The organism is Granulicella rosea, from assembly GCF_900188085.1.
In the GTDB taxonomy this organism is placed as follows: domain Bacteria; phylum Acidobacteriota; class Terriglobia; order Terriglobales; family Acidobacteriaceae; genus Edaphobacter; species Edaphobacter rosea.
Genome location: NZ_FZOU01000001.1, coordinates 466,262 through 489,914, shown reverse-complemented (window position 1 = coordinate 489,914; position 23,653 = coordinate 466,262). Strand labels below are relative to the sequence as shown.

General features: G+C 62.8%; 24 protein-coding genes. 15 read left to right on the top strand and 9 right to left on the bottom strand.

Annotation, left to right across the window (positions count from 1 at the left end; translation table 11 throughout):
• Nucleotides 1–17: 17 nt before the first annotated feature.
• From CHB87_RS02265 to CHB87_RS02250, 4 genes are all read right to left on the bottom strand, one after another.
• Nucleotides 18–1,040: a radical SAM protein gene (locus CHB87_RS02265; RefSeq protein WP_089406749.1), complete on the bottom strand. Its 1,023-nt coding sequence runs from the start codon at nucleotides 1,038–1,040 to the stop codon at nucleotides 18–20.
• 242 nt (nucleotides 1,041–1,282) lie between these two features.
• The gene (locus CHB87_RS02260; RefSeq protein ID WP_089406748.1) at nucleotides 1,283–2,209 is read right to left on the bottom strand and encodes a PDZ domain-containing protein; all 927 of its coding nucleotides are present in this window, start codon (nucleotides 2,207–2,209) and stop codon (nucleotides 1,283–1,285) included.
• A gap of 123 nt (nucleotides 2,210–2,332) precedes the next feature.
• The gene (locus CHB87_RS02255; protein WP_089406747.1) at nucleotides 2,333–3,295 is read right to left on the bottom strand and encodes a HEAT repeat domain-containing protein; all 963 of its coding nucleotides are present in this window, start codon (nucleotides 3,293–3,295) and stop codon (nucleotides 2,333–2,335) included.
• Nucleotides 3,296–3,464: 169 nt separating this feature from the next.
• Entirely contained in the window at nucleotides 3,465–4,133 is a 669-nt protein-coding gene (locus CHB87_RS02250; protein ID WP_245817767.1) for an RNA polymerase sigma factor, read from the bottom strand.
• Between the two features lie 460 nt (nucleotides 4,134–4,593).
• Here CHB87_RS02250 and CHB87_RS02245 point away from each other — a divergent pair, with 460 nt between their 5' ends.
• On the top strand, nucleotides 4,594–5,244 hold the full coding sequence (locus CHB87_RS02245) for a ribonuclease HI family protein (protein ID WP_089406745.1): 651 nt from the start codon (nucleotides 4,594–4,596) through the stop codon (nucleotides 5,242–5,244).
• Between the two features lie 39 nt (nucleotides 5,245–5,283).
• Nucleotides 5,284–6,027 carry a DUF7003 family protein gene (locus CHB87_RS02240; protein ID WP_089406744.1) on the top strand — a complete coding sequence of 248 codons (744 nt, stop codon included), beginning with the start codon at nucleotides 5,284–5,286 and terminating at the stop codon, nucleotides 6,025–6,027.
• Between the two features lie 15 nt (nucleotides 6,028–6,042).
• On the opposite strand, the gene CHB87_RS02235 is transcribed toward CHB87_RS02240, so the two are convergent.
• On the bottom strand, nucleotides 6,043–6,495 hold the full coding sequence (locus tag CHB87_RS02235; RefSeq protein ID WP_089406743.1) for a MarR family winged helix-turn-helix transcriptional regulator: 453 nt from the start codon (nucleotides 6,493–6,495) through the stop codon (nucleotides 6,043–6,045).
• 88 nt (nucleotides 6,496–6,583) lie between these two features.
• Here CHB87_RS02235 and CHB87_RS02230 point away from each other — a divergent pair, with 88 nt between their 5' ends.
• From CHB87_RS02230 to CHB87_RS02215, 4 genes are all read left to right on the top strand, one after another.
• On the top strand, nucleotides 6,584–8,422 hold the full coding sequence (locus tag CHB87_RS02230) for a TonB-dependent receptor plug domain-containing protein (protein WP_089406742.1): 1,839 nt from the start codon (nucleotides 6,584–6,586) through the stop codon (nucleotides 8,420–8,422).
• A 127-nt stretch (nucleotides 8,423–8,549) separates the two neighbouring features.
• A complete protein-coding gene (locus CHB87_RS02225; protein WP_089406741.1) occupies nucleotides 8,550–9,578 on the top strand; it encodes an alpha/beta fold hydrolase in 1,029 nt (342 codons plus the stop codon).
• Between the two features lie 2 nt (nucleotides 9,579–9,580).
• Entirely contained in the window at nucleotides 9,581–10,516 is a 936-nt protein-coding gene (locus CHB87_RS02220; RefSeq protein ID WP_089406740.1) for an alpha/beta fold hydrolase, read from the top strand.
• Between the two features lie 23 nt (nucleotides 10,517–10,539).
• A complete protein-coding gene (locus CHB87_RS02215; RefSeq protein ID WP_089406739.1) occupies nucleotides 10,540–11,004 on the top strand; it encodes a VOC family protein in 465 nt (154 codons plus the stop codon).
• 57 nt (nucleotides 11,005–11,061) lie between these two features.
• On the opposite strand, the gene CHB87_RS02210 is transcribed toward CHB87_RS02215, so the two are convergent.
• From CHB87_RS02210 to CHB87_RS02200, 3 genes are read right to left on the bottom strand one after another with little or no spacing between them, the layout of a single operon-like run.
• On the bottom strand, nucleotides 11,062–11,451 hold the full coding sequence (locus CHB87_RS02210) for a type II toxin-antitoxin system RelE/ParE family toxin (protein WP_089406738.1): 390 nt from the start codon (nucleotides 11,449–11,451) through the stop codon (nucleotides 11,062–11,064).
• A gap of 43 nt (nucleotides 11,452–11,494) precedes the next feature.
• Nucleotides 11,495–11,746: a type II toxin-antitoxin system ParD family antitoxin gene (locus CHB87_RS02205; protein WP_089406737.1), complete on the bottom strand. Its 252-nt coding sequence runs from the start codon at nucleotides 11,744–11,746 to the stop codon at nucleotides 11,495–11,497.
• A 38-nt stretch (nucleotides 11,747–11,784) separates the two neighbouring features.
• Nucleotides 11,785–12,276, bottom strand: a complete 492-nt coding sequence (locus CHB87_RS02200; protein WP_089406736.1) for a GatB/YqeY domain-containing protein — start codon at nucleotides 12,274–12,276, stop codon at nucleotides 11,785–11,787.
• Nucleotides 12,277–12,449: 173 nt separating this feature from the next.
• On the opposite strand from CHB87_RS02200, the gene CHB87_RS02195 reads away from it, so the two are divergent.
• The 9 genes from CHB87_RS02195 to serA all read left to right on the top strand — a co-directional run bounded on the left by CHB87_RS02195 (nucleotide 12,450) and on the right by serA (nucleotide 22,184).
• Nucleotides 12,450–13,721, top strand: a complete 1,272-nt coding sequence (locus CHB87_RS02195; protein WP_089406735.1) for a pyridoxal-phosphate-dependent aminotransferase family protein — start codon at nucleotides 12,450–12,452, stop codon at nucleotides 13,719–13,721.
• Nucleotides 13,722–13,831: 110 nt separating this feature from the next.
• Nucleotides 13,832–14,434, top strand: a complete 603-nt coding sequence (locus tag CHB87_RS02190) for a Uma2 family endonuclease (protein ID WP_089406734.1) — start codon at nucleotides 13,832–13,834, stop codon at nucleotides 14,432–14,434.
• Between the two features lie 4 nt (nucleotides 14,435–14,438).
• A complete protein-coding gene (locus CHB87_RS02185; protein WP_089406733.1) occupies nucleotides 14,439–15,215 on the top strand; it encodes a glutaminyl-peptide cyclotransferase in 777 nt (258 codons plus the stop codon).
• 192 nt (nucleotides 15,216–15,407) lie between these two features.
• Nucleotides 15,408–17,378 (top strand): NHL repeat-containing protein, encoded by a 1,971-nt coding sequence (locus CHB87_RS02180; protein ID WP_089406732.1) that lies wholly within the window; start codon nucleotides 15,408–15,410, stop codon nucleotides 17,376–17,378.
• Between the two features lie 121 nt (nucleotides 17,379–17,499).
• A complete protein-coding gene (locus tag CHB87_RS02175; RefSeq protein WP_089406731.1) occupies nucleotides 17,500–17,862 on the top strand; it encodes a hypothetical protein in 363 nt (120 codons plus the stop codon).
• A 21-nt stretch (nucleotides 17,863–17,883) separates the two neighbouring features.
• Nucleotides 17,884–19,077: a glutathionylspermidine synthase family protein gene (locus CHB87_RS02170; RefSeq protein ID WP_089406730.1), complete on the top strand. Its 1,194-nt coding sequence runs from the start codon at nucleotides 17,884–17,886 to the stop codon at nucleotides 19,075–19,077.
• Between the two features lie 218 nt (nucleotides 19,078–19,295).
• On the top strand, nucleotides 19,296–19,748 hold the full coding sequence (locus tag CHB87_RS02165; protein ID WP_089406729.1) for a Uma2 family endonuclease: 453 nt from the start codon (nucleotides 19,296–19,298) through the stop codon (nucleotides 19,746–19,748).
• 67 nt (nucleotides 19,749–19,815) lie between these two features.
• On the top strand, nucleotides 19,816–20,469 hold the full coding sequence (locus CHB87_RS02160; RefSeq protein WP_089406728.1) for a hypothetical protein: 654 nt from the start codon (nucleotides 19,816–19,818) through the stop codon (nucleotides 20,467–20,469).
• Nucleotides 20,470–20,570: 101 nt separating this feature from the next.
• A complete protein-coding gene (gene serA, locus CHB87_RS02155) occupies nucleotides 20,571–22,184 on the top strand; it encodes a phosphoglycerate dehydrogenase (RefSeq protein WP_089406727.1) in 1,614 nt (537 codons plus the stop codon).
• 184 nt (nucleotides 22,185–22,368) lie between these two features.
• On the opposite strand, the gene CHB87_RS02150 is transcribed toward serA, so the two are convergent.
• Nucleotides 22,369–23,634, bottom strand: a complete 1,266-nt coding sequence (locus CHB87_RS02150; RefSeq protein WP_142988167.1) for a glycosyltransferase 87 family protein — start codon at nucleotides 23,632–23,634, stop codon at nucleotides 22,369–22,371.
• Between the last annotated feature and the right edge of the window lie 19 nt (nucleotides 23,635–23,653).

Genomic DNA, 23,653 nt, shown 5'->3' with positions numbered 1-23,653 from the left:
CCAAGCCTGAATACGTTTTACTGAATCTGTACCAGCGGCGAAACGTCGCCATGTGCGGCTGCGCCCGGAGGCGTCACGTGCGTCTTCTGCGGCGCGCGCCAGTGGTCGATGTAGCTCACCTGGTGGACGCAGCTGATGGTGCAGTTCGGCGCGCAGGATTTTTCCGTCAGGAACTCGCGCTTGACGTCGGCCGTCTGGTAGCTGGAGAGCGGCACGCCGGGGTATCCGCGCTGCTGCGAGCAGTAATGCACCAGCCCGTTCTCGCAGATGTACAGGTAGCGTGAACCAGCGCGGCAGCGCCAGTCGTTCGGCTTGCCGTTGGCGATCGCCTCCTGAAAGTGGTTGAAGCGGGAGTAGCTGCGCCGGGTGAGCTTGCGCACCTGGTCCCAGACCGTGCGTTCCGACTCGCCGAGCGGCTTCAACTGGCCGCTGCCGTCGTGAATGATGCCGATGGTCGAGCTGAACCCGAGGCCCAGCGCGCGCTCGGAGATCTGCAGCGCGTCGTTCGGATTGGCGATGCCGCCGCCGACGACCGAATTGATGTTCACGTGGAAGTCGGCATGCTCGGCCAGCATGCGCAGCTTGGCGTCCAGCACCTTCAGGCTCTTCTTCGAGACGTCGTCCGGCATGACGTTGTCGATCGAGATCTGCATGTGGTCCAGCCCGGCGTCGTTCAGCCGCTGGATGCGGTCCGGCATCAGCAGGTAGCCGTTGGTGATCATGCCGGCGATGGCGCCGGTCTTGCGGATGCGCGCGATGACGCGGTCGAGGTCGGGGTGCAGCAGCGGCTCGCCGCCCGAGATGGTGATGACCGAGGTGCCGAGCCGCCCGAGATGGTCGATGCGGCGCTCCATCTCCTCGATCGGCACGGGGTTCGAAAAGTTGTCGAACTCGTTGCAGTAGGTACACGCCAGATTGCAGCGGCGCATGGGCACGATGTGCGCCATGTAGGGGTGTCCCGTGCCGGCCAGCGCGGAGCCGATGGAGCCCAGCTCGCGCAGCTTGCGGGTGACCGCCTTCCAGCGGCGGCGTCCTGTCATTGTGCGTCCGGCGCCGTTTGTCTTTTGGCCCGCAGGCGCAGTGGTCGTAGCTTCAGCCATGGTGTCTTAAAGTATAAACCTCGTTTGGTTGCGTGGACGGCTCTCGGCGTTCGTGGAGACACGAGAGTAAGACGTGTCATCCTGAACGCAGTGAAGGATCTGCTTTCTTTTCTGTGGCGGCGTCGCCTCGGGCGAGAAGCAGATCCTTCGCTCCGCTCAGGACGACAGCATCGAAGGTCAGGTCAGAGGGAAGACCGCTCACCGCGCGCCTTCGACCACGGCAACCCTGGCATCTCCACGCTCGACCGCCGCTTCTCATCCGGCACCAGCGTCAGGGTCTGCTCCTGCTTGTCGCGCAGGACGGTCACGGTCACGGCGCGTCCGCGGCTGTCGTGGATGGTCTTGCCCCAGTCGCTCATCTTGCTGAGCGTCAACGAGTTGGCTCGCAGAACGACGTCGCCCGCGCGCATGCCCGCCTGCGCCGCCGGGCTGTTCGGTTCGACCGACCGGACCAGCAGGCCCTTGCCGTCCGGCGCGCCGAAGAAGACCGCAAGCTGCGGACCCATCATCTCGAGCATCGCGCCGGTGTAGGCGGGGCTCATCAGGATGGTCGCCAGGAAGCCGCGGCCGGGATGCAGCGGCGTGGGATAGGGGGTCGTACCGGTGGTGAAGTTTTCGACCGACGCGGTGGACGCCTCGGCGGACACACCCGGGTCGACCCCCTTCAGGTGCTGTTGCCACGCCTGCCGCTCGACCAGTTCGCGGTCCGACATCTGCGCCGTCAGGGTCATCTGCACGCCGTCGCGGCTGATGACCAGTGTGACCGCCTTGCCGGGGCCAAGCTCGTGCAGCATCTTGCGAATCTGCTCCTGCCCGTTGATCGTCTTGCCGTTCATCTGCAGCACGACGTCGTGCTCGCGCAGGCCGACCTTTCCGGCGGGGCCGTCATGGTCGACGCGGATGATCTCCGCGCCGCGCGCGTCCTTCAGGTGCAGCACGCTCACCTGGTCGTCGCCGACGTCGCGCACATCCACACCGAGATATCCGGGCGTGTGAGAGGACGCGCTGCTCCCGGCCAGCCCTCCGCCAAAGCCGGAGGCCGGGGCGCACTGCGTCCAAAGCAGACCGGCCGCCGCCACCACCAACCCGCACCCTGAAACCCTCTTCATTGCCTGAACCTGTACGGCCGGGAAGGCCGTCTGAAATTGTCTGTGTAGAGAGAATCTACTGAATACTGGCCGATCCCTGCAAGGGCAACCGTTGAATCTGGCAATATCTTGTCCGGCAGAGAACTACTGAATGCTTGCCGAACCCTGCAAGGCCTGTGTGCTGACGGTCCGAATATACGGGTTTTCGTCCGTCGTCGAGACCGTGCGCAGCACCTGGCGAACGCTCGAATCCGACTGCACCGGCTGCAGCATGCCGATCGCCTTGGTGCGAACAGTCGCGTTCGAATCGTGCATCAGGGCGTCGAGCACGGCGTCGCGCACCCGCTGGTCCTGGCCGATATAGGGCTGCAGACCTTCGAGCGCCTTTTCGCGCACGCCGGGATTCTTGTCATAGCGCAGGCTCACCAGCAGCGCGCCGCGAATGCCGCTGCCCGCGTCCTCGCCGGTACACTGCTTACCCGCTCTGCACTCATCGGCCAACAGCGCGACCGAGTCCACGCGCACGCCGTTGTTCGCCGCCGCCTTGGTGCCCAGCATCAGAAGCTGGCGGATCTGCGGGTCGTCGAGCGAGCCCTGTACCTTCTCTTCGACCACGCGGTTGTAACTCACCTGCACGATATTCGAGTTAGGCGTCTGCACAATGCCACTTACATTGGCGACCGTGCCGGTGGTCGGGTTCGAAAGTACGACGGCGTTGGGTAGCTTGGGCTGATGCGCGACCTGGTACCGGTACGTGAAGTTTCCGCCGAGAAAGCCCAGGCCGACTAACAGGGTAGCCAGCGCGGGTGCGCTCTGTACATGACCCAGCCATGCGAACATGTTGCCGCGCAGACGCGTCAGGAAGCCATGCGGCTCAATCGCGTCGAGCGCCTCATCCAGACGCATGCGGCTCGCGGCCAGCAGGTTCGGAGAAGGCTCGAGCACCGGATGAAAGGCCAGCGCCTCGCCCATCGCTTCGAGCGACTGCCACTCCTCCACGCATTCTTCGCAGGTGGAAAGGTGCTGCTCCAGGCCGACGGCAAGCTCATCCGGCAGCTCGCCATACGCCGCCAATACGATATTTTCCCGTGCTACTTCACAATTCATCGCGCGTTACCTCTACCAGCCTCAAAAATTGTCCTGCACTTACATCGGGTCTTATGCCCGTTTTTTGTCTCGACTTACAAACCGCACTTACTGCTCTCTCCACAACCAACTACTTCCAGAACCTGTCATCCTTCGCGAAGCGGAGGATCTGCTTCCGTCTTTCCAACCTCTACTGCTTACTGCCCCGCAGCTCGGCCAGATTCAGCCTGAGCTTGCGCGTTGCGCGGAAGAGCGTGTTCTTCGCCGTCTCCTCCGTCGTGCTCAACATCTCGCCGATGGTTCTCAGCTTCAAACCCTGATAGTGCTTCAGCTCGAAGACCGTGCGCTCGCGCGGCGTCAACTTGTCGAGCGCGCCGGCGATCCGCTCGGCCATCAGCTTCCGGTCCAGCTCGCGGCCCGGATTCGCCATCGCCCGGTCGTCGGTGATGTTCGCCATCAGGTCCATCTCGTCGCCGCTCGCGTCGATCGCGGTGGCGGGATCCTCGCGGCGCGACTTCCGCCGGCGCAACTGGTCGAGGCAGAGATTCGTGACAATCCGGTACAGCCAGGTATAGAAAGAGCACTCGAAGCGGAAGTTGCCGAGATGCCGGTAGGCCTTGATGAAGGCCTCCTGGTGGACGTCCTGCGCGTCCTGCTCGTTGGCCAGCATGTGCAGCGCCAGCCGGAGCACGCTCTGGTCATACCGCCGGACCAGCGAGTCGAAGGCCGCGCGTTCGCCGCGCTGCGCCTCCCGGATCAACTCGTCGTCCTCCACACGCTGCAGCGCGCGCGCCTCGATCTGCGCCTGCGTCAGCTTGCCGCCGTTGCGTGATCCGAGCTGAGTCGCCGCCTTTGCCATCGTTGACGACGATTCTACCGCCGGAACGCTGCTTCCGGCTCCAATGGGGCGAATCCGGGTAGCGACGTGGCCAACCGATACCCCTGCGTATGCGGGAGATGAAGACACCACTCCCGTCAGGTCCAACCCTAACGCCTCTGCGCCCATGCTTTTATCCGACTCCGGAGTCAGAATTCGAAACTCACTGCAATAGACAGGCGGAAGGGGAAAAGGTCATCAAGCCGCTTCCATGCCTTCTTCTTGTCTCACCCCAAATGTCTGTCAACCTGAGCGAAGCGCAGCGCAGCCGAAGGATCTGCTGTTCGCTCGTTGGGCCACCGATTCCGATCCTTGCCATCTCCGGCGAGAAGCAGATCCTTCGCTCCGCTCAGGATGACAGGATTTTGGGGCGTGTATGAGCAGGAGCGACTGAGGAAGCCCCCGGCGTTTTCCTCCCGGTCCAACCCGATAAACTAACAAAATGAGCACCCTGTTCCCCGATGCACGTTCCACGGCCAAACAAGACTGGATTCACGCCCACTGCGACGGCGGTTCGCGCGGCAACCCCGGCCCGTCGGGCTTTGGCGCCCTCGTCACCGACGCGCAGGGCAAGACCCTCGCCGAGCTCTCCGAGTTCCTCGGCATCCGCACCAACAACTTCGCCGAATACTCCGGCCTGCTGGCCTGCCTGGACTATGCGCTCAAAAACGGCCACTCGCGGCTGAAGGTGGTGTCGGACTCCGAGCTGATGGTGAAGCAGATTCAGGGCAAATACAAGGTCAACTCGCCCGACCTGAAGCCGCTCTGGCAGGAGGCGCGCAACCGCATCGCCAAGCTGGATGCCTTCGAGATCTCGCACGCCCTGCGCCACAAGAATAAGGAGGCCGACGCGCTCGCCAACCAGGCGATGGATCGCGGGATGAAGCGCGGCGGCTCTACTCCCGCTCTCAGCACGAAGGTGGAATCGTTGCCGCTGCGCCCGCCGATTGCTGCCTCGCCGGCGCCACGTCCGGCCTCGCCCGCTCCATCCTCCGGGGCGATGCTGCGGGGATTGACCAAGGATGGGGTTGTTCATCTGCTGGGAAACGCGAGTCTGCCGGATGGCGTATTTGTGAAGATCATCCGGGAGTAAATGGCGAGCAGGCTGACCCGCCCGTACGATAATTGGCTCATGGCCATCGACCCGCACGAGATCCTCGCCATTCTCGATCGTTGCTGTGACCGCTTCACATTTCCCATGCTGGATAACGGATACGTTTATCTGGCGGCAACCCGTCTCTCGCTTTATCGGGGGACGGAGGAGTGGGCGATAGTAATCGAAGTGTTTGGCTTCTCGCCTCGCAGCGAACTGCCGGACACGCATATCTACACCTTCTCGAATGCCCTGCACGACCGCGATTCCCCGGCAAAATATGTCAACGAAAAGGCCTATTACCAATACCTTGCGAACAATCCAAGCAATGAATCCCGCTTCGTCTTCCCAATCGAGGCGGGGGAATGGCAGGACGATCAGGACTGCGAGCTGGTCGCCGCAGGAGCGAAAGAGTTCATCATGCGTGGTCATACGCTGCCGCTTCCCGCGCTTGCGGAGTACGCGAAGCGAGAGATCGAGCTTCAGGCCTCGCCTCGCATTAAGGTCTTCGAACTTTCCCGGTTTGCCGCCGATGTTGCTCGCGATTCGGTCCTCGCTACTGCGCAGGAGCGGCGGCTCAGCGTTCCGCCGTCGATGACTCAAATTTTTCAACTGGAGGCGTGGCACCATCCGAATGTCGTCGAGGAGGATGTCCGGCCAAACGGATCGGAGACCTTTCAACAGCTTGCGCAGGTTCTCGCTACCGGCGATACGTCGCTCTACCGTCCTTCGCTCCCGCCCAATACGCACTGGCGAAACTGGCCGGAGGGTGGAATCTTGTAGCCTCTTGCGTGCTGCTTAGCGCCGGGCGAGAGTGTCGCACAGCGCTGACGTGCGGTTCATCCGCTCCAGCATTGCCGCCAGTGCCTCCGTTCCCATCGTCGCTTCGAGCTCTCGCTGCACGCGGTCGAGAATCCCCACCACACGCACCGCCTTCGCTTTGCCCGGCGGCGTGACCATCAGTTGGAACGCCCGGGCGTCGTCCGGGTCGATCCGCCGCCGGACCAGCCCTTTGGCTTCGAGCGACGACAGGCAGTGGCTCACATTGCCACGCGTGGTCTGAAAGGTCGCCGACAAATCCGACGGCTTGATGGCGCCGCGCCGTTCGAAGAAGATCGCCGACAGCACCAGAGCCTCAAACCCGGTCAGCCCTTCGGGCGCGAGAATCTGGTTCAGCGCCGCGTCCATCCGCCGTGCGATGCGGTTGGTCTGAAAGATCGGACTCTGGCTCAGAAACTGGTCGATGCGCATCTGCGTATAGTTTACATTTCAACTATTTGAGCCAGTCGAAAACTACCCGCTCGCCCACGCGCTCATCGCCCATGATGGTTCTGGCCCTATGAAGACTCTTCCGTTCCTGCTCGCCTGCCTCACGCCCGCCGCCGCGTTCGCGCAAAGCGCCCCTGCCGCTCAGCAGCCTGTCCTCCCTCCGGTAGCCCAGACGGTCGACGTCACAACCTCCTCCGAGCCCCTGCCGCTCGCCGATCCGGACCGCTCCGTCCGGCTCATCGACCTCGCCGACCCGGCACGGCAGCCGCTCTTCAACGCCGTCGAGGACTACCTCCGGCTCGACCCGTCGATTCAGTTGCAGGAGCGCAGCCCCGGCGGCGTCCAGGCCGATATCTCCATCCGCGGCACGACGTTTGAGCAGACCCTCGTGCTGGTCAACGGCATGCGCGTCAACGACCCAGAGACCGCGCACCTGAACCTCGACCTGACCGTGCCGCTCGAAGCGATCTCGCGCATCGACGTCCTGCATGGCTCGGGCAGCACGTTTTACGGCTCGGACGCGATCGGCGGGGCGGTCAACCTCATCACCGCGCCCGCGCCGCGCACCTTCGCCGAGATACGGCTGGGCGGCGGCAGCTACAACGAGAACGAGCAGCATCTCCGCGCGGCCTACCTTGCGAATCCCAAGAGCGTCTTGAACTCCGAGCAGATCACCGCCAGCCGCGACGCCTCCGACGGCTTCTTCTACCAGGGCGCCAACGACCGCGGCTACCACTCGCTCGCCGCCGCGTCCGACACCTTTCTGCTCAGCCCCATCGGCCAGACCGAGATCCTGCTCGCCGCCAGCGACCGGCCCTACGGCGCCAACCTCTTCTATGGCGACTACGACTCGAAGGAGCGGACCAAGGGCTGGTACGGCGCCATCCGCCAGGAGATCGCCCGGGACACGCTGGCCGACTTCGCCTACCGGCGCCACACCGACCTCTTCGTCCTGCTGGCCTCGAACCCCAACTACTACCGGAACAACCACATCGACACCGCCTGGCAGGCCGACCTGCGCCACACCAGCCACCTCGCCGCGAACCTCGACCTGGCCTATGGCGTCGAGGCCGACGGCGACTCGATCCTCAGCTCGAACCTCGGCCACCACGCCCGCAACCAGGGCGCGGGATACGTCAATCTGTCGGCGCACGCGCTGGGGCGGCTATCGCTCTCGGTCGGCGCGCGGCAGGAGATCTATCGAGGCCCCACGGCCGTCTTTTCGCCCAGCGCGGCGGCGGGATACGCCTTCGGCCATGGCCTGCGCGCGCATGCCGCTTACGGCCACGGCTTCCGCCTGCCCACCTACCTCGACCTCTACTACTCCGACCCCGCCACCATCGGCAACCCGAACCTGAAGCCCGAGACCTCGCAGTCGTTCGAGGAGGGCCTCGACTGGACGCACGCCCGCCTGCACGCCTCGGCCACCGCCTTCCAGATGCACCAGTCGAACGGCATCGACTACTCCAAGTACGCGCTCACCGCTCCGTGGCAGGCCACGAACGTCAACCACATCACCTACACCGGCGCGGAGTCGGCTCTCTCCTACACGCTTCGGGGAGATCAGCGCATCGACCTCGGTTACACCTTCATCCACGCCACGCCGCCGCCCGCCGGCCTCATCTCGGAGTACGCCTACAACTACGCCGCGCAGAACGCCTCGCTGGCCTACGCGGTCACGGTGCGCCACCAGCTCTCGGCCCGCACCCAACTGGGAGTCATCCAGAAGACCGCCCAGTCGCCCTACCCGCTGTGGAGCGTAGCCCTCGCCCGCAGCCAGGGCCTCATCCGCCCCTATCTAAGGATGGACAACCTCAGCAATACCAGCTACCAGGAGACGCCGGGCGTACCCCTGCCAGGGCGGACGCTTGTAGGTGGGTTGGTGATGAGCTGGCCGGCGGCGAGATAGCGCATGCCGGCGAAGAAGAAAGAGCGGCGGCGTATGAGCGTGTGGCAGTCCGCTGGGCTGCCAAATCGAATCGAATGCGAATCCTTCTTCCCGGTCCCGCGATCATACGACATGAGGGACGTGAATTATGGCGACAATCAGGGACGAATATCTCCGCTCGCCCCGGCATACGACCCACTACTGGGAAGCGGGGCCGAAGAATGGACCGTTGATGATTTTTCTCCACGGTTGGCCTGGGATCGGCCTGATGTGGCGCAAGCAGATGGAGGCTCTCGCGTCGGAAGGCTGGAGATGTATCGCGCCGGACATGCGCGGCTACGGCGGCTCCTCGACGCCGGCTGATCCGCAGGCCTACGCTCTGCGGGAGATCGTGGAGGATATGGTCGCGTTGCACGATCATCTCGGAGCGGCGCCGGCGATCTGGGTGGGGCACGATCTGGGGAGTCCCGTCGCGGGTGCGCTGGCCGCGCACCATGCGGACCGTTGCCGCGGCCTTGTGCTGGTCTCCGTACCTTATTCTCCGGAGAGCTTCGCGCTGCCCAGCCTTCTCCCGTGGATCGATCGGACGGTCTATCCCGCGGACCAGTATCCGGACGGGCAGTGGGACTACTACCGGTTTTATTCCAACCACTTCGAGCAGACGGTCGCCGACTTCGACGCGGACGTCGCGGCGGCGCTTTCGGCGATCTACCGCAGCGGTGATCCGGCATCCGTGGGCAAGGTCTACCGGTCCGCGCTCGTCACGCACAATGGCGGCTGGTTCGGCGCGGCGCATCGCGCCCCGGCGGTTTCACCGGATCCAGCGCTTTGGCCGGTCGACGACTTCGAAGCCCTGGTTGAGGCGTTTCGAGTCACGGGTTTTCGGTCCGGCAACGCCTGGTATCTGAACGACGCCGCGAATATCTCCTACGCTCACGAAGCTCCTGATGGAGGCCGCCTGCGTCAGCCGGTCCTGTTCGTCAACGGCGACTTCGACGGCATATGCGATATCACTCACAGCCGCCTGGGAGAGCCCATGCGGAACACCTGCCCCGACCTCTCCATCGTCAGTCTGCCCTCCGGGCACTGGCTGCCGCTGGAGCGCAAGCTGGAGTTGGTCCAGGCAATACGCTCGTGGCTTGAAACGAAGAAGCTGCAATTCGGAGAATCGGAGTGACGATGACGCATCGCGCCATAGAAGCAAACGGAATCTCGCTACATTTCTTTGAGTTGGGGGAAGGGCCGGCGGTTCTTTTTTGCCATGGCTTTCCGGCGGTCTGGTCGAGCTGGAAGGCGCAGATGGAGGCGGTCGCCGGCGCGGGGTTCAGGGCCATCGCGCTCGATATGCGCGGTTACGGGTCGAGTTCCGCGCCGGTGGAGGCCGAAGCCTATACGCCGTACGAGACAGTCGGCGATCTTGTGGCGGTGCTCGATGCGGCTGGCGTTGCGACGGCAACCGTCGTCGGCCACGATTTTGGGGCCAACATCGCCTGGAACGCCGCGATGATGAGGCCTGATCGCTTCACCGCCGTGTGCAGTCTGAGCGTTCAGTTCCGGCCGCTGGGAGGACCCAGCTTTCTGGACAGGCTTCGCGCCGCGGGGAAAGACGACTTCTACTGGTTTCACATGATGAGGCCGGAGTCGGATGCGGCCTGGTCGGATGCGGCGGTGACGGTTCCAGGGATGATCTACTGGACCTCCGGAGAAGCGCCCGACGAGAGCCGTTGGAATCCCTTCGACCCAACGCGCAGTCTGTTACGTCCCGCCCCGGCGGATTCCCGAACGATCGAAGCAAACGCAGGCTACATCGCGGAGGCTGTGGCGGCGTTCGAACGCACCGGATTTCATGGGGCGCTGAACTACTACCGCTCACTCGAGCCGTTCACCCGTCATTCGTCCGCCTTTGCGGGGGCGAAGATTCACCAGCCCTCGATGTTCCTGGCGGGTATGCAGGACGGTCTGAACATGGTGGCGCAGCCGAATGCCGAATCGATGCGGGCCAACCTCCCCGGCCTTCGCAGCTTTACGATGTTGGAAGGCGTCGGGCACTGGCCACAGCTCGAGGCGCCCACCGCGACGAACGCCGCCCTGCTGGCCTTTCTGAAGTCGCTCTGAACCGTGCCGATTGGAAGAAAAACATGCCGATAACGACTTCGCAGCCTGCCGATTCAGCCAGCCCGTTCGCCTCCTGGAAGGTGGAGCATATCGCCCTCCGTGTCCCCAGCTTCGAGGCTGCGGTCGCATGGTATGGCGAAAAGCTCGACTTCCGGCTGAAGCATTCTCTGCCTCTCGCCGGACTCACCTTTGGTTTTCTCTCGCCTGCGGGAGACGATCGAATCAGCTTTGAGCTTCTGGCCGGCCCCGGCGCGGACGAACGTCCAACCTATGCGGATCTTCGCTCCAGCTATGGACTGCAGGGTTGGCACCATGTCGGGCTGCACGTCGCAAGCGTCGATGCTGCGGTCGACGAGTTGAAGCGTCGCGGAGTCGCGATCGTCAGCGAGCCACACGATGTTGTATCGATCGGTCTCCGCGTCGCCTTCTTTGCCGATCCCTGGGGCAATCTCTTCGAATTGACCGAGCCGCTTCGTAGCCAGGGTTGAGGCCGGCCGCGGGCGGCCGTCTCGGCGGCGCCGCGACGCGCAAAAAGAACCAGCGTCTTACTTCCCCGGCTCCCCCTTCATTGGATCGGAGACGTCCTCGTCCATTTCGCTCACCGCTTCCATTAGCAAATCCGCGATGTCACGCTTATTGTGAAGCAGATGAACGACGAGCAAAGCTCTCGAATCGGGATCGAAGAGATAAAACACCCGGTAAGGGAAGTGAGGGACCGGTATCCATCTCAAACGTCGGAGTCTTTTATTGGGGAGTCTGCACCGTGCCCCACGCTCGGTAAACACCAGCAAGGACTTCACCGTGTCGGCAACCGCATCCCGCCAGCGATTCGCCAGTTCAATCCCTTGCTGCTCCTTGTAATAGTCCCACTGTTCGATCATGGCCGCGCTTGCCGCGCGTGTGAACTGGGGGCGAATGGGTCGTTGGGGTGTCATATCCAGCTAATACCCACTCCTGCCGATTTCATCTGAAGAATAATTATGCCGAGCGCGCCCGGAGAATCTCCACAAGATTGCCACCGGTCAATTCATCCTGACTGACTTCAATCACGCCTGAGTCGAGGGCTTCCAATAGCTCGTCCTCAAGCGCCGCGATACGGCGCTCCTTATCGCGACGAATCAAAGAGCGAACAAAGTCGCTCGGAGTGCCGTAATCGCCCTGCGAGACGCGGCTTTCTACGTACTCCTTCATCGTGTCGGAGAGCGAAATATTGAAAGAGGTCATCGCCATAGCGGAAGTATAAGCCCGAAATCGATTTCTGGGATGTCTTACTTCCCCAGCTCCACCTTCAAAATCTCACTCACCACCTTGCCATCGGCGCGAATGCCGCTGGCGAGCAGGCGTTGGCGGATGACCTTCATCGCCGCGCCCATGTCGCGTGGGCCGGGGCGGACGCCGCCGGCGTCGGCGGCCAGGTGGTTCAGCGAGCCGAGGATGATCGCGCGGACATCCTCTTCGCTGGCCTCCTGCGGCAGGTAGGGTTCGATCATGCCGATCTCGGTCTTTTCCTTTTCGGCCAGCTCCGGGCGGTCGCCCTTGGTGAAGGACTCGATCGACTCCTTCCGCTGCTTGATGAGCGTGGTCAGGATCTGCTGCTCCTCGGCATCGGTCAGCGGCTCGCGCTTGTCGATCTCCTTGTTCTTCAACGCGGATTTCACCATCCGCAGCGTGGTGAGGCGGTGTTCGTCCTTCGCTTTCATCGCGACGATGATGTCCTTGCCGATGCGTGCGCCGATGCTCAACTGTTCCTGTTCGCTCATGATTCCAAGATCCTCTTCCTCATCATACGTCGGGCCGCGAGGCGCCGAATCCTGTGTGGAGACAGCTTTCCCCCACAGGCTGGGCACGCAATACGCGTGAATCGTGCGTAAAACTCACGGATTGTGAGGTCGGACCGGCCAATGGGTCTCTATCGGGCCGATACAATATGACTATGATCCGCAAAACACGACTCTTCACGCCCGGTCCCACCCCGTTGCTGCCCGCGGCGCAGTTCGCCATGGCTGCCGCTGATATCCATCACCGTACCGCCGAGTTTCGCGCGCTTTACACGCGCGTGCTCAAGCAACTGAAGGAGTTCGTCGGCACCAAGACCGGCGACATCATTGTGCTTTCGTCGTCCGGAACGGGCGCCATGGAAGCGGCTGTGTCGAACCTCACGTCGCCTGGCGACCGCGTCCTCGTGCTGACGGCGGGCAAGTTCGGCGAGCGCTGGACCGCGCTGGCGAAGGCCTTCGGCTGCGAGGTCGATGTCGTCTCCGCGCCGTACGGCCAGACGTTCTCGCTCGACCAGGTCAAGGCCGCGCTGAAGCTCGAGACCCGCGCTGTCTTCATGCAGGCGACGGAGACCTCGACCGGCGTACGCCACTGCGTGCCCGCAGTCGCGAAGCTGCTGAAGGAGACACACTCGGAGGCGCTGCTGGTGGTCGACGCCATCACCGGTCTCGGCACGACGCACCTCGACATGGACGAGTGGGGTGTGGACGTGCTGATCGGCGGCTCGCAGAAGGCGGTGATGATTCCGCCGGGGCTCAGCTACCTGGCCGTCGGCCCGCGCGCTTGGGACCGGATGGAGGCGACCTACAATCCACGTTACTACTTCGACCTGCGCAAGGAGCGCAAGAATGCACGCGCGGGTGAGTCGGCCTACACGCCTGCCGTCGCGCTGATTGCCGCGCTCGGCGCTGCGCTGGACTACATCGCCGGGCAGGCTGCGACGGCGGAGAATCCGGCTGGCGACCTGGTCGAAGGCCGCAAGAAGCTGGTCGAGAACGCCGAGACGATCGCCGCGATGACCCGCGCTGCCGTACTGGCGCTGGGCTGCACGCTGTTTGCGCCGGATGCGCCGTCGTCCGCCGCGACCGCCGTGCTGCCGCCCGCGGGCGTCGATTCGGGCCTGTTCGTCAAGGAGCTGAAGTCGCGCTTCGCGGCGATCATCACCAACGGCCAGGGCGAGATGAAGGGGCAGATCTTCCGCATCGCGCACCTCGGCTTCTTCGATTACATGGACACGATCGCACTGATCGGCGCGCTCGAACAGGTGATCGTGAAGTCGATTCCGCAGGCAGGGATCAAGTTCGGCGATGGCCTCATCGCCGCGCAGAAGCTCTACGCCGAGCGCAGTCAGACGGCGGCGGCTGAGGCAAAGTGCCTCTGCGGCCGGACCGATGCCTGCTGCTCGCTGCAGCACTCGGACGCGAAGTAAGCCGGTCGCCTTCCCGGAGGGTTCACTCCGGGCAGGCGACATCCATTCCCTCATGACAACCATCCGCAGGGTCGATGTAAGATCGTCTCATTGCAAGGGAGGAAGCCGCTATGTCGCTCAATTTGACCAGTCTGGTCCCTCCCATCTCCCTGCGTCCCTCCGCAACGCTCACCGACGACGAGTTGATGCGATTTTCCGCGGACAACAAGCCGTATAAGATCGAGCGCGATCGCAACGGAGAGATCACCATCATGACGCCTGTAGGATTCACCGGTGGAACCCATGAGCTGTATGTCGCCTCGGAGCTGCTGCAATGGGCCGAGCGAGATGGCCGCGGTGTGGCGGCGGGTCCGAACGCGGGTTTCAGTCTGCCCGATGGCTCTTGTCTTGCACCGGACGCGGCGTGGGTTGCTCGTTCTCGTCTGGACCTGCTGAGTGCGGAAGAGCAGGCGGGATTTTTGCCACTTTGTCCGGAGTTCATCATCGAAGTCCGCTCTCGCACGGACCCTCGCCGTCTGCTCGAAGCCAAGATGCAGCTTTGGCTCGACAACGGAGCGGAGTTGGCATGGCTCGTCGACCCGATCGACGGCAACATCAGCGTCTACAGCGCAGGAAGTGCGGTACGAACCTTCGACCGCCCGGATGTGGTGAAAGGAACGGGATCTGTAGCGGGTTTTGAACTTCACTGCACACGCCTGTGGTCCAAGCGCTGACCCCATGCGACGCTCCGTTCAGTTTTCCCATGCTCTCCTCTTTGCGTTTGTTCTCTTCGCCGGCGATCTTCTGGCCGCGACGCCTGTCTACGGCTACAAGGTCGTGGCCCGCTATCCGCATTCGACGGACAGCTTCACCGAGGGCTTCTTCTACCTGAACGGACTCTTCTATGAGTCGACTGGGTTGAACGGGCACTCGTCCATCCTGGTCATCGAGCCGAAGACCGGCAAGCCTCTGCAGCAGCAGACGATTCCGCCGCAGTACTTCGGCGAGGGCATCGTGGACTTCGGGCCGAACATCCTCGAGTGGACTTGGCAGACGCACGCCGGCTTCGTCTTCGACCGCTTCAGCCTGCGGCAGGTCGCGACGTTCACCTATGCGGGCGAAGGCTGGGGCATGACGCGCACGGACAAGGAGATCGTCACCAGCGACGGCTCGTCCACGCTGCGCTTCCGCAACCCGAAGACCTTCGCCGAGGCGCGGCACATCGACGTTCACGACGGCGCGAAGGAGATCAGCCAGTTGAACGAGCTCGAACTGGTGAAGGGGGAGATCTACGCGAATGTCTGGCATGAGGAGCGCATCGCGCGCATCTCGCCGAAGGACGGCCATGTGCTCGGCTGGATCGACCTGACCGGGTTGCTGCCGGACGACGAGAAGGTGAACGCCGAGTCCGTGCTGAACGGCATCGCCTACGACGCCAAGGGAGACCGCCTGTTCGTCACGGGCAAACACTGGCCGGCGGTGTTTGAGATCAAGCTCGTGCCGCCAGGGAAGTAGTTACTTATACGACCGCTCTCGAGCGGTCGAACTTGTTTCGCCGTTATTTTTTTTATTTCTTTAAATGCGCAGAATATCGCCAACCTGACAATCTTCTTTCCTATTTGCCGCCGATCTTGTATGTTAGCTGCAACACGTACAGTCGGGCCCCGTATTCGAGCATCTAGACTAGATTGTTTCCGGAGCCGACTTATGCGCTTTGCGGTTATTGTGCTTTTTTCGTCGAGCCTTTTTCTTGTCGGCTGTGCGATGACCGAAGATGCCGCCAGTCCTTCCACAACGCATGTGGTGAGTAGCCAGCGCCTTCAGGGAGAGGTTCACGGGGGCCAGCAGCCGATCGCCGGCGCACATATTTATCTATTAGCCGCTAACACGACGGGCTACGGCGGAAACGGCATTGCTCCATCGACGTTGAATGCATCCTTGTCGCTCCTCACCAGTGTTCCCGGCAGTACGGCGTTAGACGCCAGTGGAGGCGCGACCAATGGCTTCTTCTATAGCACTACCGATGCCAACGGCGATTTCGACATCTCAGTCTCCTGCACGCCCGGTCAGCAGGTCTATATGTATGCGCTCGGCGGCAACCCGGGAGCAGGCATCAACTCCGCGGTAGGAGCGATGGCGATTCTTGGCAGCTGCCCGCCTATGGGTAATTTTTCAACGATCCCTTATGTATCGATTAATGAGGTCTCCACGATCGCGGCAGCCTATGCTTTTGCGGGCTTCGCCAGCGATGCGACCCACGTGTCCAGTTCAGGCACTGCGCTTGCGCAGATCGGTATCGCAAACGCGTTCGAAAATGCGGCAAATCTGGTTGACCTCGGATCGGGCACGGCTTTGGCGACGACCCCGGCCGGTAATGGCGTTGCTCCGCAAGCGACAATCAACAGTCTTGCGAACACGCTGGCTGCCTGCGTGAACACGACAGGTCCATCTTCGACTCCGTGCAACACGCTATTCTCGAATGCGAAAAGTGGGGGTTCGACTGCGACGGCAGGCAGCGATACAGCCACGGCTGCGATCAACATCGCCCATAATTCCGGGGCGAACGTCGCCGCGTTATTTAACAACGCAAACGCGGCAGCGCCCTTTGCTCCAGTACTATCCGGCGTTCCCCATGACTTCGCTATCGCGATCACATTTACAGCTCCAGGCAACGCGATTGGCGGGCACATGGCGATTGACGGCCTGGGGAATATCTGGTCGACAAGCTCCCAAAATAAGAACGTAGTCACGAAGATGGGAAGCTCTGGCGCCCTGCTCTCCGGGAATAACGGGTACGTCGGCGGCGGACTCAACTATGCCGACGGCATAGCAATCGACGCATCTGGAAATGCATGGATAGCAAATAAGTCTGGCAACAGTGTTACTGAACTATCCAGTAATGGGACAGTCATATCAAGCGCAGGTACAGGACCGTATACGACTCCGGGAGGCCAGATTCAAGTTCCTGACGCCATCGCCATTGACGGGTTAGGAAATGTTTGGGTAACCAGCCTTCAATATAATATCGGGAAAAACGCCATCACTTACGGCAGCCTCACAGAGCTTTCCTCAACGGGTGGATTTCTCGCCTTCAACCAGGAGGAGTCGGGTCCGTATTCCATTGCGTTCGATCAGTCTGGAGATGTCTGGGTTACGAACGGTCCGGGTCTTGCGGAGTTTACGAATACTGACGTCCCAATCTCGATTTTCCGGACAGGGTGCAACACTTCCCTGGGAATTGGCTCCGGCTTTTATACGGGGGTAGCCGTAGACGCCAGCGATAACGTCTGGACGACAAGCAGTACCTCCTCAGGGGGCAGCTCGATCCAGCGATGGTCGGCAACCGGTTCGTGTGAGAGTTTCACCGGTGGCGGTATCAATACTCCGGAGGGGATCGGGATCGACGGTGACGGCAATGTGTGGATTGCGAACTACACCATCAACGATCCTGGGATATCCGAGTTTTCGAATACAGGCGTACCTCGGTCGGGATCGCCGTATCTCCAAGACAGTGGCATCCTCAACTACCCGTCCGACATTGCTCTGGACGGATCAGGAAACGTTTGGATCGGAAACACGGGGAGCAGCTCCATTGTAGAGATCGTTGGCCAGGCCGCTCCAGTGGTTACTCCCTTGTCCGCCGGAGTAGCCGGAAAAATCCTCGGAACAAGACCATAGGCGGCACTCTGCGTCACCTCACCCACCGCAATGGATTTGGGGAGACGTACGGTCCCTGGATACTCGCAGGCGGAGCTATCTTTGTCATTCTTGATGCGGGCAGCTAATCTCGTAGGCATCGATGAAGCGTTCTCTCCACGTCTACGCGCCCCTTCTAGCCGCCACGGCGGTCGTCATCCTGACCACGGGCTGCCGGCGTCCGCAGATGCAGCGTTGCGTCGATGAGCAGAACCGCGTCGTCGACGACCACTTCTGCCAGGCGAACGGCCAGCAGCAGCCGGTGCAGAACGGCTCCGGCGTCGTCTATTACCCGACCTACCGCTACTACTACGGCGGCGGTGGAAGCTACGCGCCGGGGACGATCGTCACGGGCGGCGACTACACTCCGATGGCCGGCGCGAGTTACTCCACCGGAACCACGCGTGGCGGATTCGGATCTTCGCACGGCGGCGGTGGCGGAGAAGGCGGCGGTGGCGGAGAATAGCTAGCAGGGGGAAACCGGCCAATGCAGCGCATCTCGATCAAGCCTCGTCCAGACTGGCAGAGCAAAGTGGAATCCGTCGGCCTCACGTACCACTCGCCGGCCATCATGGCGCCGCGCACTTACTGGGATGAGTCCGCCTGCTACCGCTTCACGGCCGCGGAGGTCGACACGCTCGAAGCCGCGGCGAACGAGCTTCAGACGATGTGCCTGGCCGCCGCGCAGCATGTCATCGACAAGCAGCGCTACGCCGAGCTGGCCATTCCCGCCGACGCCGTGCCGATGCTCGAATGGGCGTGGGAGCATGAGCCGCCGGCGATCTATGGACGCTTCGACATCGCATGGGCCGGCGCAGGCTACGCCCCGCCGAAGCTGCTCGAATACAACGCCGACACGCCGACCTCGCTGCTGGAGGCGTCGGTGGTGCAGTGGCACTGGCTCGAAGAGGTGGGCCGACAGTTCACGGCCACTCCGGACCAGTTCAACTCGCTGCACGAGCGCCTGATCGCCAAGTGGAAGGACGTGGCCGACTATCTGGACAAGCCGCTCTACTTCGCAGCGCTCGAAGGGACGGACGAGCCGGAGGATCTGCTGACCGTCACCTACCTGCAGGACACGGCGAACCAGGCCGGGCTGCAGACCCAGCGCATCGCGCTACAGGACATCGGCTGGAATCCCGACCGCGCGTGCTTCGTCGACGCCGACCCGGAGGAGAGCGAGATCCGGTCGATCTTCAAGCTGTACCCGTGGGAGGCGATGCTGGGCGAGGAGTTCGGTCCGCACGCGCTCGACGTCTACCGGACGATGACGTGGATCGAGCCGCTGTGGAAGCTGCTGCTCTCGAACAAGGGCATTCTGCCGATCCTGTGGGAGCTGTACCCGAACCACCCGCTGTTGCTGGAGGCGCACTTCGACTCGCCCGGCAGCATGGGCAGCTATGTGCGCAAGCCCATCTACTCCCGCGAAGGCGCGAACATCACCATCGTGCAGCCGAACGCCGCGCCCATCGCGACGGACGGCCCTTACGGCGATGGCCGGTTTATCTACCAGGCGCTCGCCCCCGCATGCGTCTTTCCGGATACGACGACCGGCCAGCCGCGCTACCCGGTGCTTGGCCTGTGGATGATCGACCAGGAGTGCGGCGGCATGGGGATTCGTGAGTCGGTCGGGCCGATTACGGATAATTTGAGCTCGTTCGTACCGCATTTGTTTGGGTAAGGAAGTGGTAGGTTGATTTCAAGAAAGCCGCATCGGAGCTTACATGGTGCAGTTCAATCTCGAAGGTCTTTCGCTCCCGATCATCCTTCGCCCGGCGGTCGCTCTGACCGACGAAGAATTGATTCGCTTCTCGGAGCAGAACAGGCCTTTCAAAATTGAAAGAACGAGAGAGGGAGAGCTTACAGTCATGGCTCCGGTCGGAGGCATTGACGGCTCGAATGAAGGGCACGTCTCGTCTGCACTCGTTGTCTGGGGTGCGGATGACGGAACGGGTATTGTCTTCTCCCCAAATGCGGGTTTCCTTCTCCCCAAATGCGGGTTTCAACCTTCTGGACGGCTCGTGTCTCTCGCCGGATGGCGCGTGGCTATCCCTCACGCGCTGGAATGCTCTGACATCGGAGCAGCAGGCCAGCTTCCCGCCGCTCTGCCCGGAGTTCATCATCGAGGTTCGTTCGGGCACCGACTCCCGCGAGCTGCTCGAGGCCAAAATGCAGACGTGGTTGGATAACGGCGCGCAGCTTGCGTGGCTGGTCGATCCCCTTGACGGCAACGTAGTCATCTACCGTCCAGGCGGGGAACCGGAGTTGCTGCTTCGCCCGGAGATAATTCAGGGCAGCGGCCCGGTTCAGGGCTTTGAGCTTCGTGCCGCTCGTCTCTGGCCGGCAAAATAGCAGCCCCGGCGTCTCTGCATGAGTTAAGCTGAAGGCATCAGAACCCACTCGGCAAGGGGCCTCCACGATGCTTGACGTACATCCTCCGCACTCCTCCGTTCACGGCTGGCGAGATTTTTTCATTCATATCGCGACCATCACCATCGGTCTTGTGATCGCGCTCGGGTTGGAGGGCTCGGTCGAGTGGATGCACCATCGCCACCTCGTCGCCGAGGCGCGCGAGAACATTCATCACGAGCTGGAACAGAACTCCACGGAGGCCAAGGCGAACACCGTCAATGTCCAGGCCGATGCCGACAATATGAAGGTCAACATGCAGAAGGCGCGCGCCTACCTTGGCGATTCGCATGCTCTGGACAACAACGAGATGCACTTCACCTTCAAATGGTCGTCGTTTAACGATTCGGCCTGGCGCTCTGCCCGCGATACGGGCGCGCTCACCTATATGCCTACGGAAGAGGTGCAGAGCTACGCCGACGCGTACAACCAGCAGGAACTGGTCGACACGGAGGCGGTGAAGATCTTCACCGCGCAGGTCGAGCTGGCTGCGCCTCTCGTCGCGGCGAATGAGCCGGGCAAGAAGGACTCCCTCAGCAGGATGAGCCAGCCGGACGCTCATGAGCTGATGATCGGCTCTGCCAGGATGTGCCTCCGGCTGATGACGTTGAAGCAACTGATCGAGCAACTGGATAAGGAATACGCGACAACCTTGCACAAATAGACGGGGCAACGCGGTACCGGGTTCGTAAGGGCGGCAATCCCGATACACTGGACGCAGCAGTCAAATCGTTCGACCTGAAAGTCTGGAGCCCCGTCCGCCCCATGAAGATTGTCCTTGCTGAGAAAGTCTCCCCTGCCACCCTTGCCATCCTGCAGACAGAGCCCGGCTGGAGCTGCATCACCGCCGACAAGATCAAAGGCTCGCTCGCCGAAGAACTGAAAGACGCCGACGCGCTCATCGTCCGGTCCGCCGTGCAGGCCGATGCGGCGCTGCTCGAACACGCGCCGAAGCTGCGGGTCATCGGCCGCGCCGGCGTGGGCGTCGACAACATCGACACCGCCGCCGCTACTCGCCACGGCATCGTGGTCATGAACACGCCCGGCGCGAACGCCGTCGCCGTGGCCGAGCTGACCCTCGGCCTGATGGTCTCGATGGCGCGTTCGATTCCGCGCGCGAACACGACCATGCACGCCGGCACGTGGGACAAGAAGTCCCTGCAGGGCTCGGAGCTGCGCGGCAAGACGCTGGGCATCGTCGGCCTGGGACGCATCGGGCTTGAAGTCGCCCGCCGCGCCCGCGCCTTCGGCATGCACCTGATCGGCTACGACCCGTTCGTCGCGCCGGTGATCGCGCGCGAGAACGACGTCGCGCTGGTCTCGATCGACGAGCTCTTCCGCACCTCCGACTACCTCACCCTGCACGTCGGTCTGACGACCCAGACCGAAGGCCTGATCAACAAGAACTCCATCGCGATCATGAAGAAGGGCATCCGCATCGTGAACTGCGCGCGCGGCGAGCTGATCGTCGACGAGGCGCTGGTCGAGGGGCTGAAGTCCGGCCAGGTCGGCGGCGCGGCGCTCGACGTCTTCACGCAGGAGCCGCTGAAGAACTCGCCCTACTTCGACCTGCCGAACGTGCTTTTGTCGCCGCATATTGCAGGCGCGACGGACGAGGCGCAGGAGGCCATCGGCATCCAGCTCGCCATGCAGGTGCGCGACTACCTGAAGCTGGGCGTGGTGCAGAACGCGGTCAACCTGCCGTCGCTCTCGCACGAGGAGTACATCGAGGTGGCGCCGTACATCGAGATGGCCGAGCGGCTCGGACACTTCCTCTCGCACGCCGCGCCGGGGAACCTCGAGAACATCCAGATCTCCTACACCGGCCGCATCGCCGCGGGCAAGACGGACCTGATTCGCAACGCTGTGATTGCGGGCATCTTCGCCGACACCGAGGGCGGCAACTCCGTCAACCGGATCAACGCGGCGGCCATCGCGGAGGAGCGCGGCATCCGCATCCAGGAGGACAAGAAGGAGTTCACCTCGGGCGGCGTCGGCTCGGTGCTGAAGGTGGTGTTGCACAGCTCGACGGGCGACACCAGCGCCTCGGCGACGGTGCTGCACGGCACCAGCCCCCGGCTGCTCAGCTACGACGGCATCGATATCGAGGCGCCGCTGCACGGCACGCTGGTCGCGATCCGCAACCACGACGTACCTGGCGTGGTCGGACGCATCGGCACGATCCTGGGCGAGCACCAGATCAACATCGCCAACTTCGCCCTCGGCCGCAGCACGCGCGCGGGCAGGGTTCCGCAGGGACAGGCGCTCGCCGTCGTGCAGATCGACGTTCCGAGCCCGGCGGCCGCTGGAACGGCGCTCGCCGCGTTGAAGAAGGTGGAAGCCATCGCCAGCGTGCGGCTGGTGGAGCTGGGCAGCTAAGAGTCGCCCCGCAAGCTCGTCACCCTGAACCCACAAACTGTCATCCTGAACGTAGTGAAGGACCTGCTTCTCGCCTGTACGGGCAGAGAAGCAGGTCCTTCCGCTGCGCCACGCTCTGCTCAGGAGCACACGCGGTTGGTTTTCTTGTTGTCGTCCTCGCAGAGGATTCTGCTTTGGCGTTTGCTTATGCGGAAACCGCCACTTTCCCAGCCGTCTCCTCCTCGCCGACCATCGGCCCCTCGAACACCCGTTCTCCCGCAGCCTGCCAGACGCCTACGCAGAACGCAGTCAGCAGCACGAGTGTGAAGCCGACGATGCTGTGCAGCGCCACGCTCGCCAGCGCAACCGGCAGTACGATCGCCGCCTGCCAACGTGGCCGCAGCGCGTACAGGAAGAAGTAGATCGACGGTATCAGACCCAGCGCAGCGTCGTAGGGCATGATGCGCGGATTGATCAGCACGATCGCCAGCGCCAGCAGCGCCCACCATCGGCGGTCGTTGACCGGAATACGACCGCGCAGCCAGAGCAGCGTGAAGTAGACCGCAGCCGCAAACGCGAGCTGGATCGCGACGGCGGGTCTTGTGCTGGAGACGTGGACGCGCGCCAGCAGCACGGCGGCGATGCCGAAGACGCCCTGTCCGAAGTCGTGCGAGGCCGCCAGATGGTTGGCGATGGAGGCCTGAAAGCGGCTGTACATCTCCGGAACGAAGAGCCGTTCTCCCAGGTACACGGCGCCCGTGGCCAGCACGGCGCCGGCTGCGGGGAAGTACTGCCGGCGTCCGGCGAAGATGGGGAAGAGCAATAGAACCAGAAAGATAGGCTGGTTCACCCCGGCCAGAAACGCGACCGCGTAGAACCAACCCCACTGCCTCCGGCGGATGGCGGGGATCGCCGCTAGCAGCGCCGCCGCGTACCAGACGACGTGGATATTGCCGGAGAGAAAAACCGTCGACATGATGCTGCACAAGGGCGTCATGCACGCGAGCGCAACCCACTGGCGCCGCCGCACCGCGCCCAGCAGCAGCCACGCCAGCGCGCACTCCAGCACCAGAATGCTTCCCAGATTGACCGCGATGTACAGCCGCCAGCCCCAGGTCGCGGGGAAGAGATGCGCCAGCGCCGCGCCGGCCCATACGAAGACCGGCGGATACGCGAAGGGAAGCGGGTTGTTCAGGTCGTCGAGCGTGTACGGTGAGCGGCCCGCGAGGTAGCTGTCGATGCCGGTCGCATAGGGCTCGGAGTCCCAGAACGGATGCTCCAGTGCGTGCAATGCATGAAGGTGCATGCGGCTGAAGAGCGCGGCGGCCTTCGACCCGTGGATCCACACGTCGAGCGATAGGATCGCAAGCAGGCAGATAGCAGTGATCAGGACTCTCGTGCGGACGGCGGAGGTCATTTGCGGCCCGGTCGTATGAGGTGTGTGCGCCCAGAATACTGTATCGGCGGGCATTCGGCGGGTAACTTCGGTA

Excerpts from the sequence above, each read along its gene's own strand:
- CHB87_RS02265 (WP_089406749.1), bottom strand. The coding sequence starts at position 1,040 with ATGACAGGACGCCGCCGCTGGAAGGCGGTCACCCGCAAGCTGCGCGAG.
- CHB87_RS02260 (WP_089406748.1), bottom strand. The coding sequence starts at position 2,209 with ATGAAGAGGGTTTCAGGGTGCGGGTTGGTGGTGGCGGCGGCCGGTCTG.
- CHB87_RS02255 (WP_089406747.1), bottom strand. The coding sequence starts at position 3,295 with ATGAATTGTGAAGTAGCACGGGAAAATATCGTATTGGCGGCGTATGGC.
- CHB87_RS02250 (WP_245817767.1), bottom strand. The coding sequence starts at position 4,133 with ATGGCAAAGGCGGCGACTCAGCTCGGATCACGCAACGGCGGCAAGCTG.
- CHB87_RS02245 (WP_089406745.1), top strand. The coding sequence starts at position 4,594 with ATGAGCACCCTGTTCCCCGATGCACGTTCCACGGCCAAACAAGACTGG.
- CHB87_RS02240 (WP_089406744.1), top strand. The coding sequence starts at position 5,284 with ATGGCCATCGACCCGCACGAGATCCTCGCCATTCTCGATCGTTGCTGT.
- CHB87_RS02235 (WP_089406743.1), bottom strand. The coding sequence starts at position 6,495 with ATGCGCATCGACCAGTTTCTGAGCCAGAGTCCGATCTTTCAGACCAAC.
- CHB87_RS02230 (WP_089406742.1), top strand. The coding sequence starts at position 6,584 with ATGAAGACTCTTCCGTTCCTGCTCGCCTGCCTCACGCCCGCCGCCGCG.
- CHB87_RS02225 (WP_089406741.1), top strand. The coding sequence starts at position 8,550 with ATGGCGACAATCAGGGACGAATATCTCCGCTCGCCCCGGCATACGACC.
- CHB87_RS02220 (WP_089406740.1), top strand. The coding sequence starts at position 9,581 with ATGACGCATCGCGCCATAGAAGCAAACGGAATCTCGCTACATTTCTTT.
- CHB87_RS02215 (WP_089406739.1), top strand. The coding sequence starts at position 10,540 with ATGCCGATAACGACTTCGCAGCCTGCCGATTCAGCCAGCCCGTTCGCC.
- CHB87_RS02210 (WP_089406738.1), bottom strand. The coding sequence starts at position 11,451 with ATGACACCCCAACGACCCATTCGCCCCCAGTTCACACGCGCGGCAAGC.
- CHB87_RS02205 (WP_089406737.1), bottom strand. The coding sequence starts at position 11,746 with ATGGCGATGACCTCTTTCAATATTTCGCTCTCCGACACGATGAAGGAG.
- CHB87_RS02200 (WP_089406736.1), bottom strand. The coding sequence starts at position 12,276 with ATGAGCGAACAGGAACAGTTGAGCATCGGCGCACGCATCGGCAAGGAC.
- CHB87_RS02195 (WP_089406735.1), top strand. The coding sequence starts at position 12,450 with ATGATCCGCAAAACACGACTCTTCACGCCCGGTCCCACCCCGTTGCTG.
- CHB87_RS02190 (WP_089406734.1), top strand. The coding sequence starts at position 13,832 with ATGTCGCTCAATTTGACCAGTCTGGTCCCTCCCATCTCCCTGCGTCCC.
- CHB87_RS02185 (WP_089406733.1), top strand. The coding sequence starts at position 14,439 with ATGCGACGCTCCGTTCAGTTTTCCCATGCTCTCCTCTTTGCGTTTGTT.
- CHB87_RS02180 (WP_089406732.1), top strand. The coding sequence starts at position 15,408 with ATGCGCTTTGCGGTTATTGTGCTTTTTTCGTCGAGCCTTTTTCTTGTC.
- CHB87_RS02175 (WP_089406731.1), top strand. The coding sequence starts at position 17,500 with ATGAAGCGTTCTCTCCACGTCTACGCGCCCCTTCTAGCCGCCACGGCG.
- CHB87_RS02170 (WP_089406730.1), top strand. The coding sequence starts at position 17,884 with ATGCAGCGCATCTCGATCAAGCCTCGTCCAGACTGGCAGAGCAAAGTG.
- CHB87_RS02165 (WP_089406729.1), top strand. The coding sequence starts at position 19,296 with ATGAAGGGCACGTCTCGTCTGCACTCGTTGTCTGGGGTGCGGATGACG.
- CHB87_RS02160 (WP_089406728.1), top strand. The coding sequence starts at position 19,816 with ATGCTTGACGTACATCCTCCGCACTCCTCCGTTCACGGCTGGCGAGAT.
- serA (WP_089406727.1), top strand. The coding sequence starts at position 20,571 with ATGAAGATTGTCCTTGCTGAGAAAGTCTCCCCTGCCACCCTTGCCATC.
- CHB87_RS02150 (WP_142988167.1), bottom strand. The coding sequence starts at position 23,634 with ATGCCCGCCGATACAGTATTCTGGGCGCACACACCTCATACGACCGGG.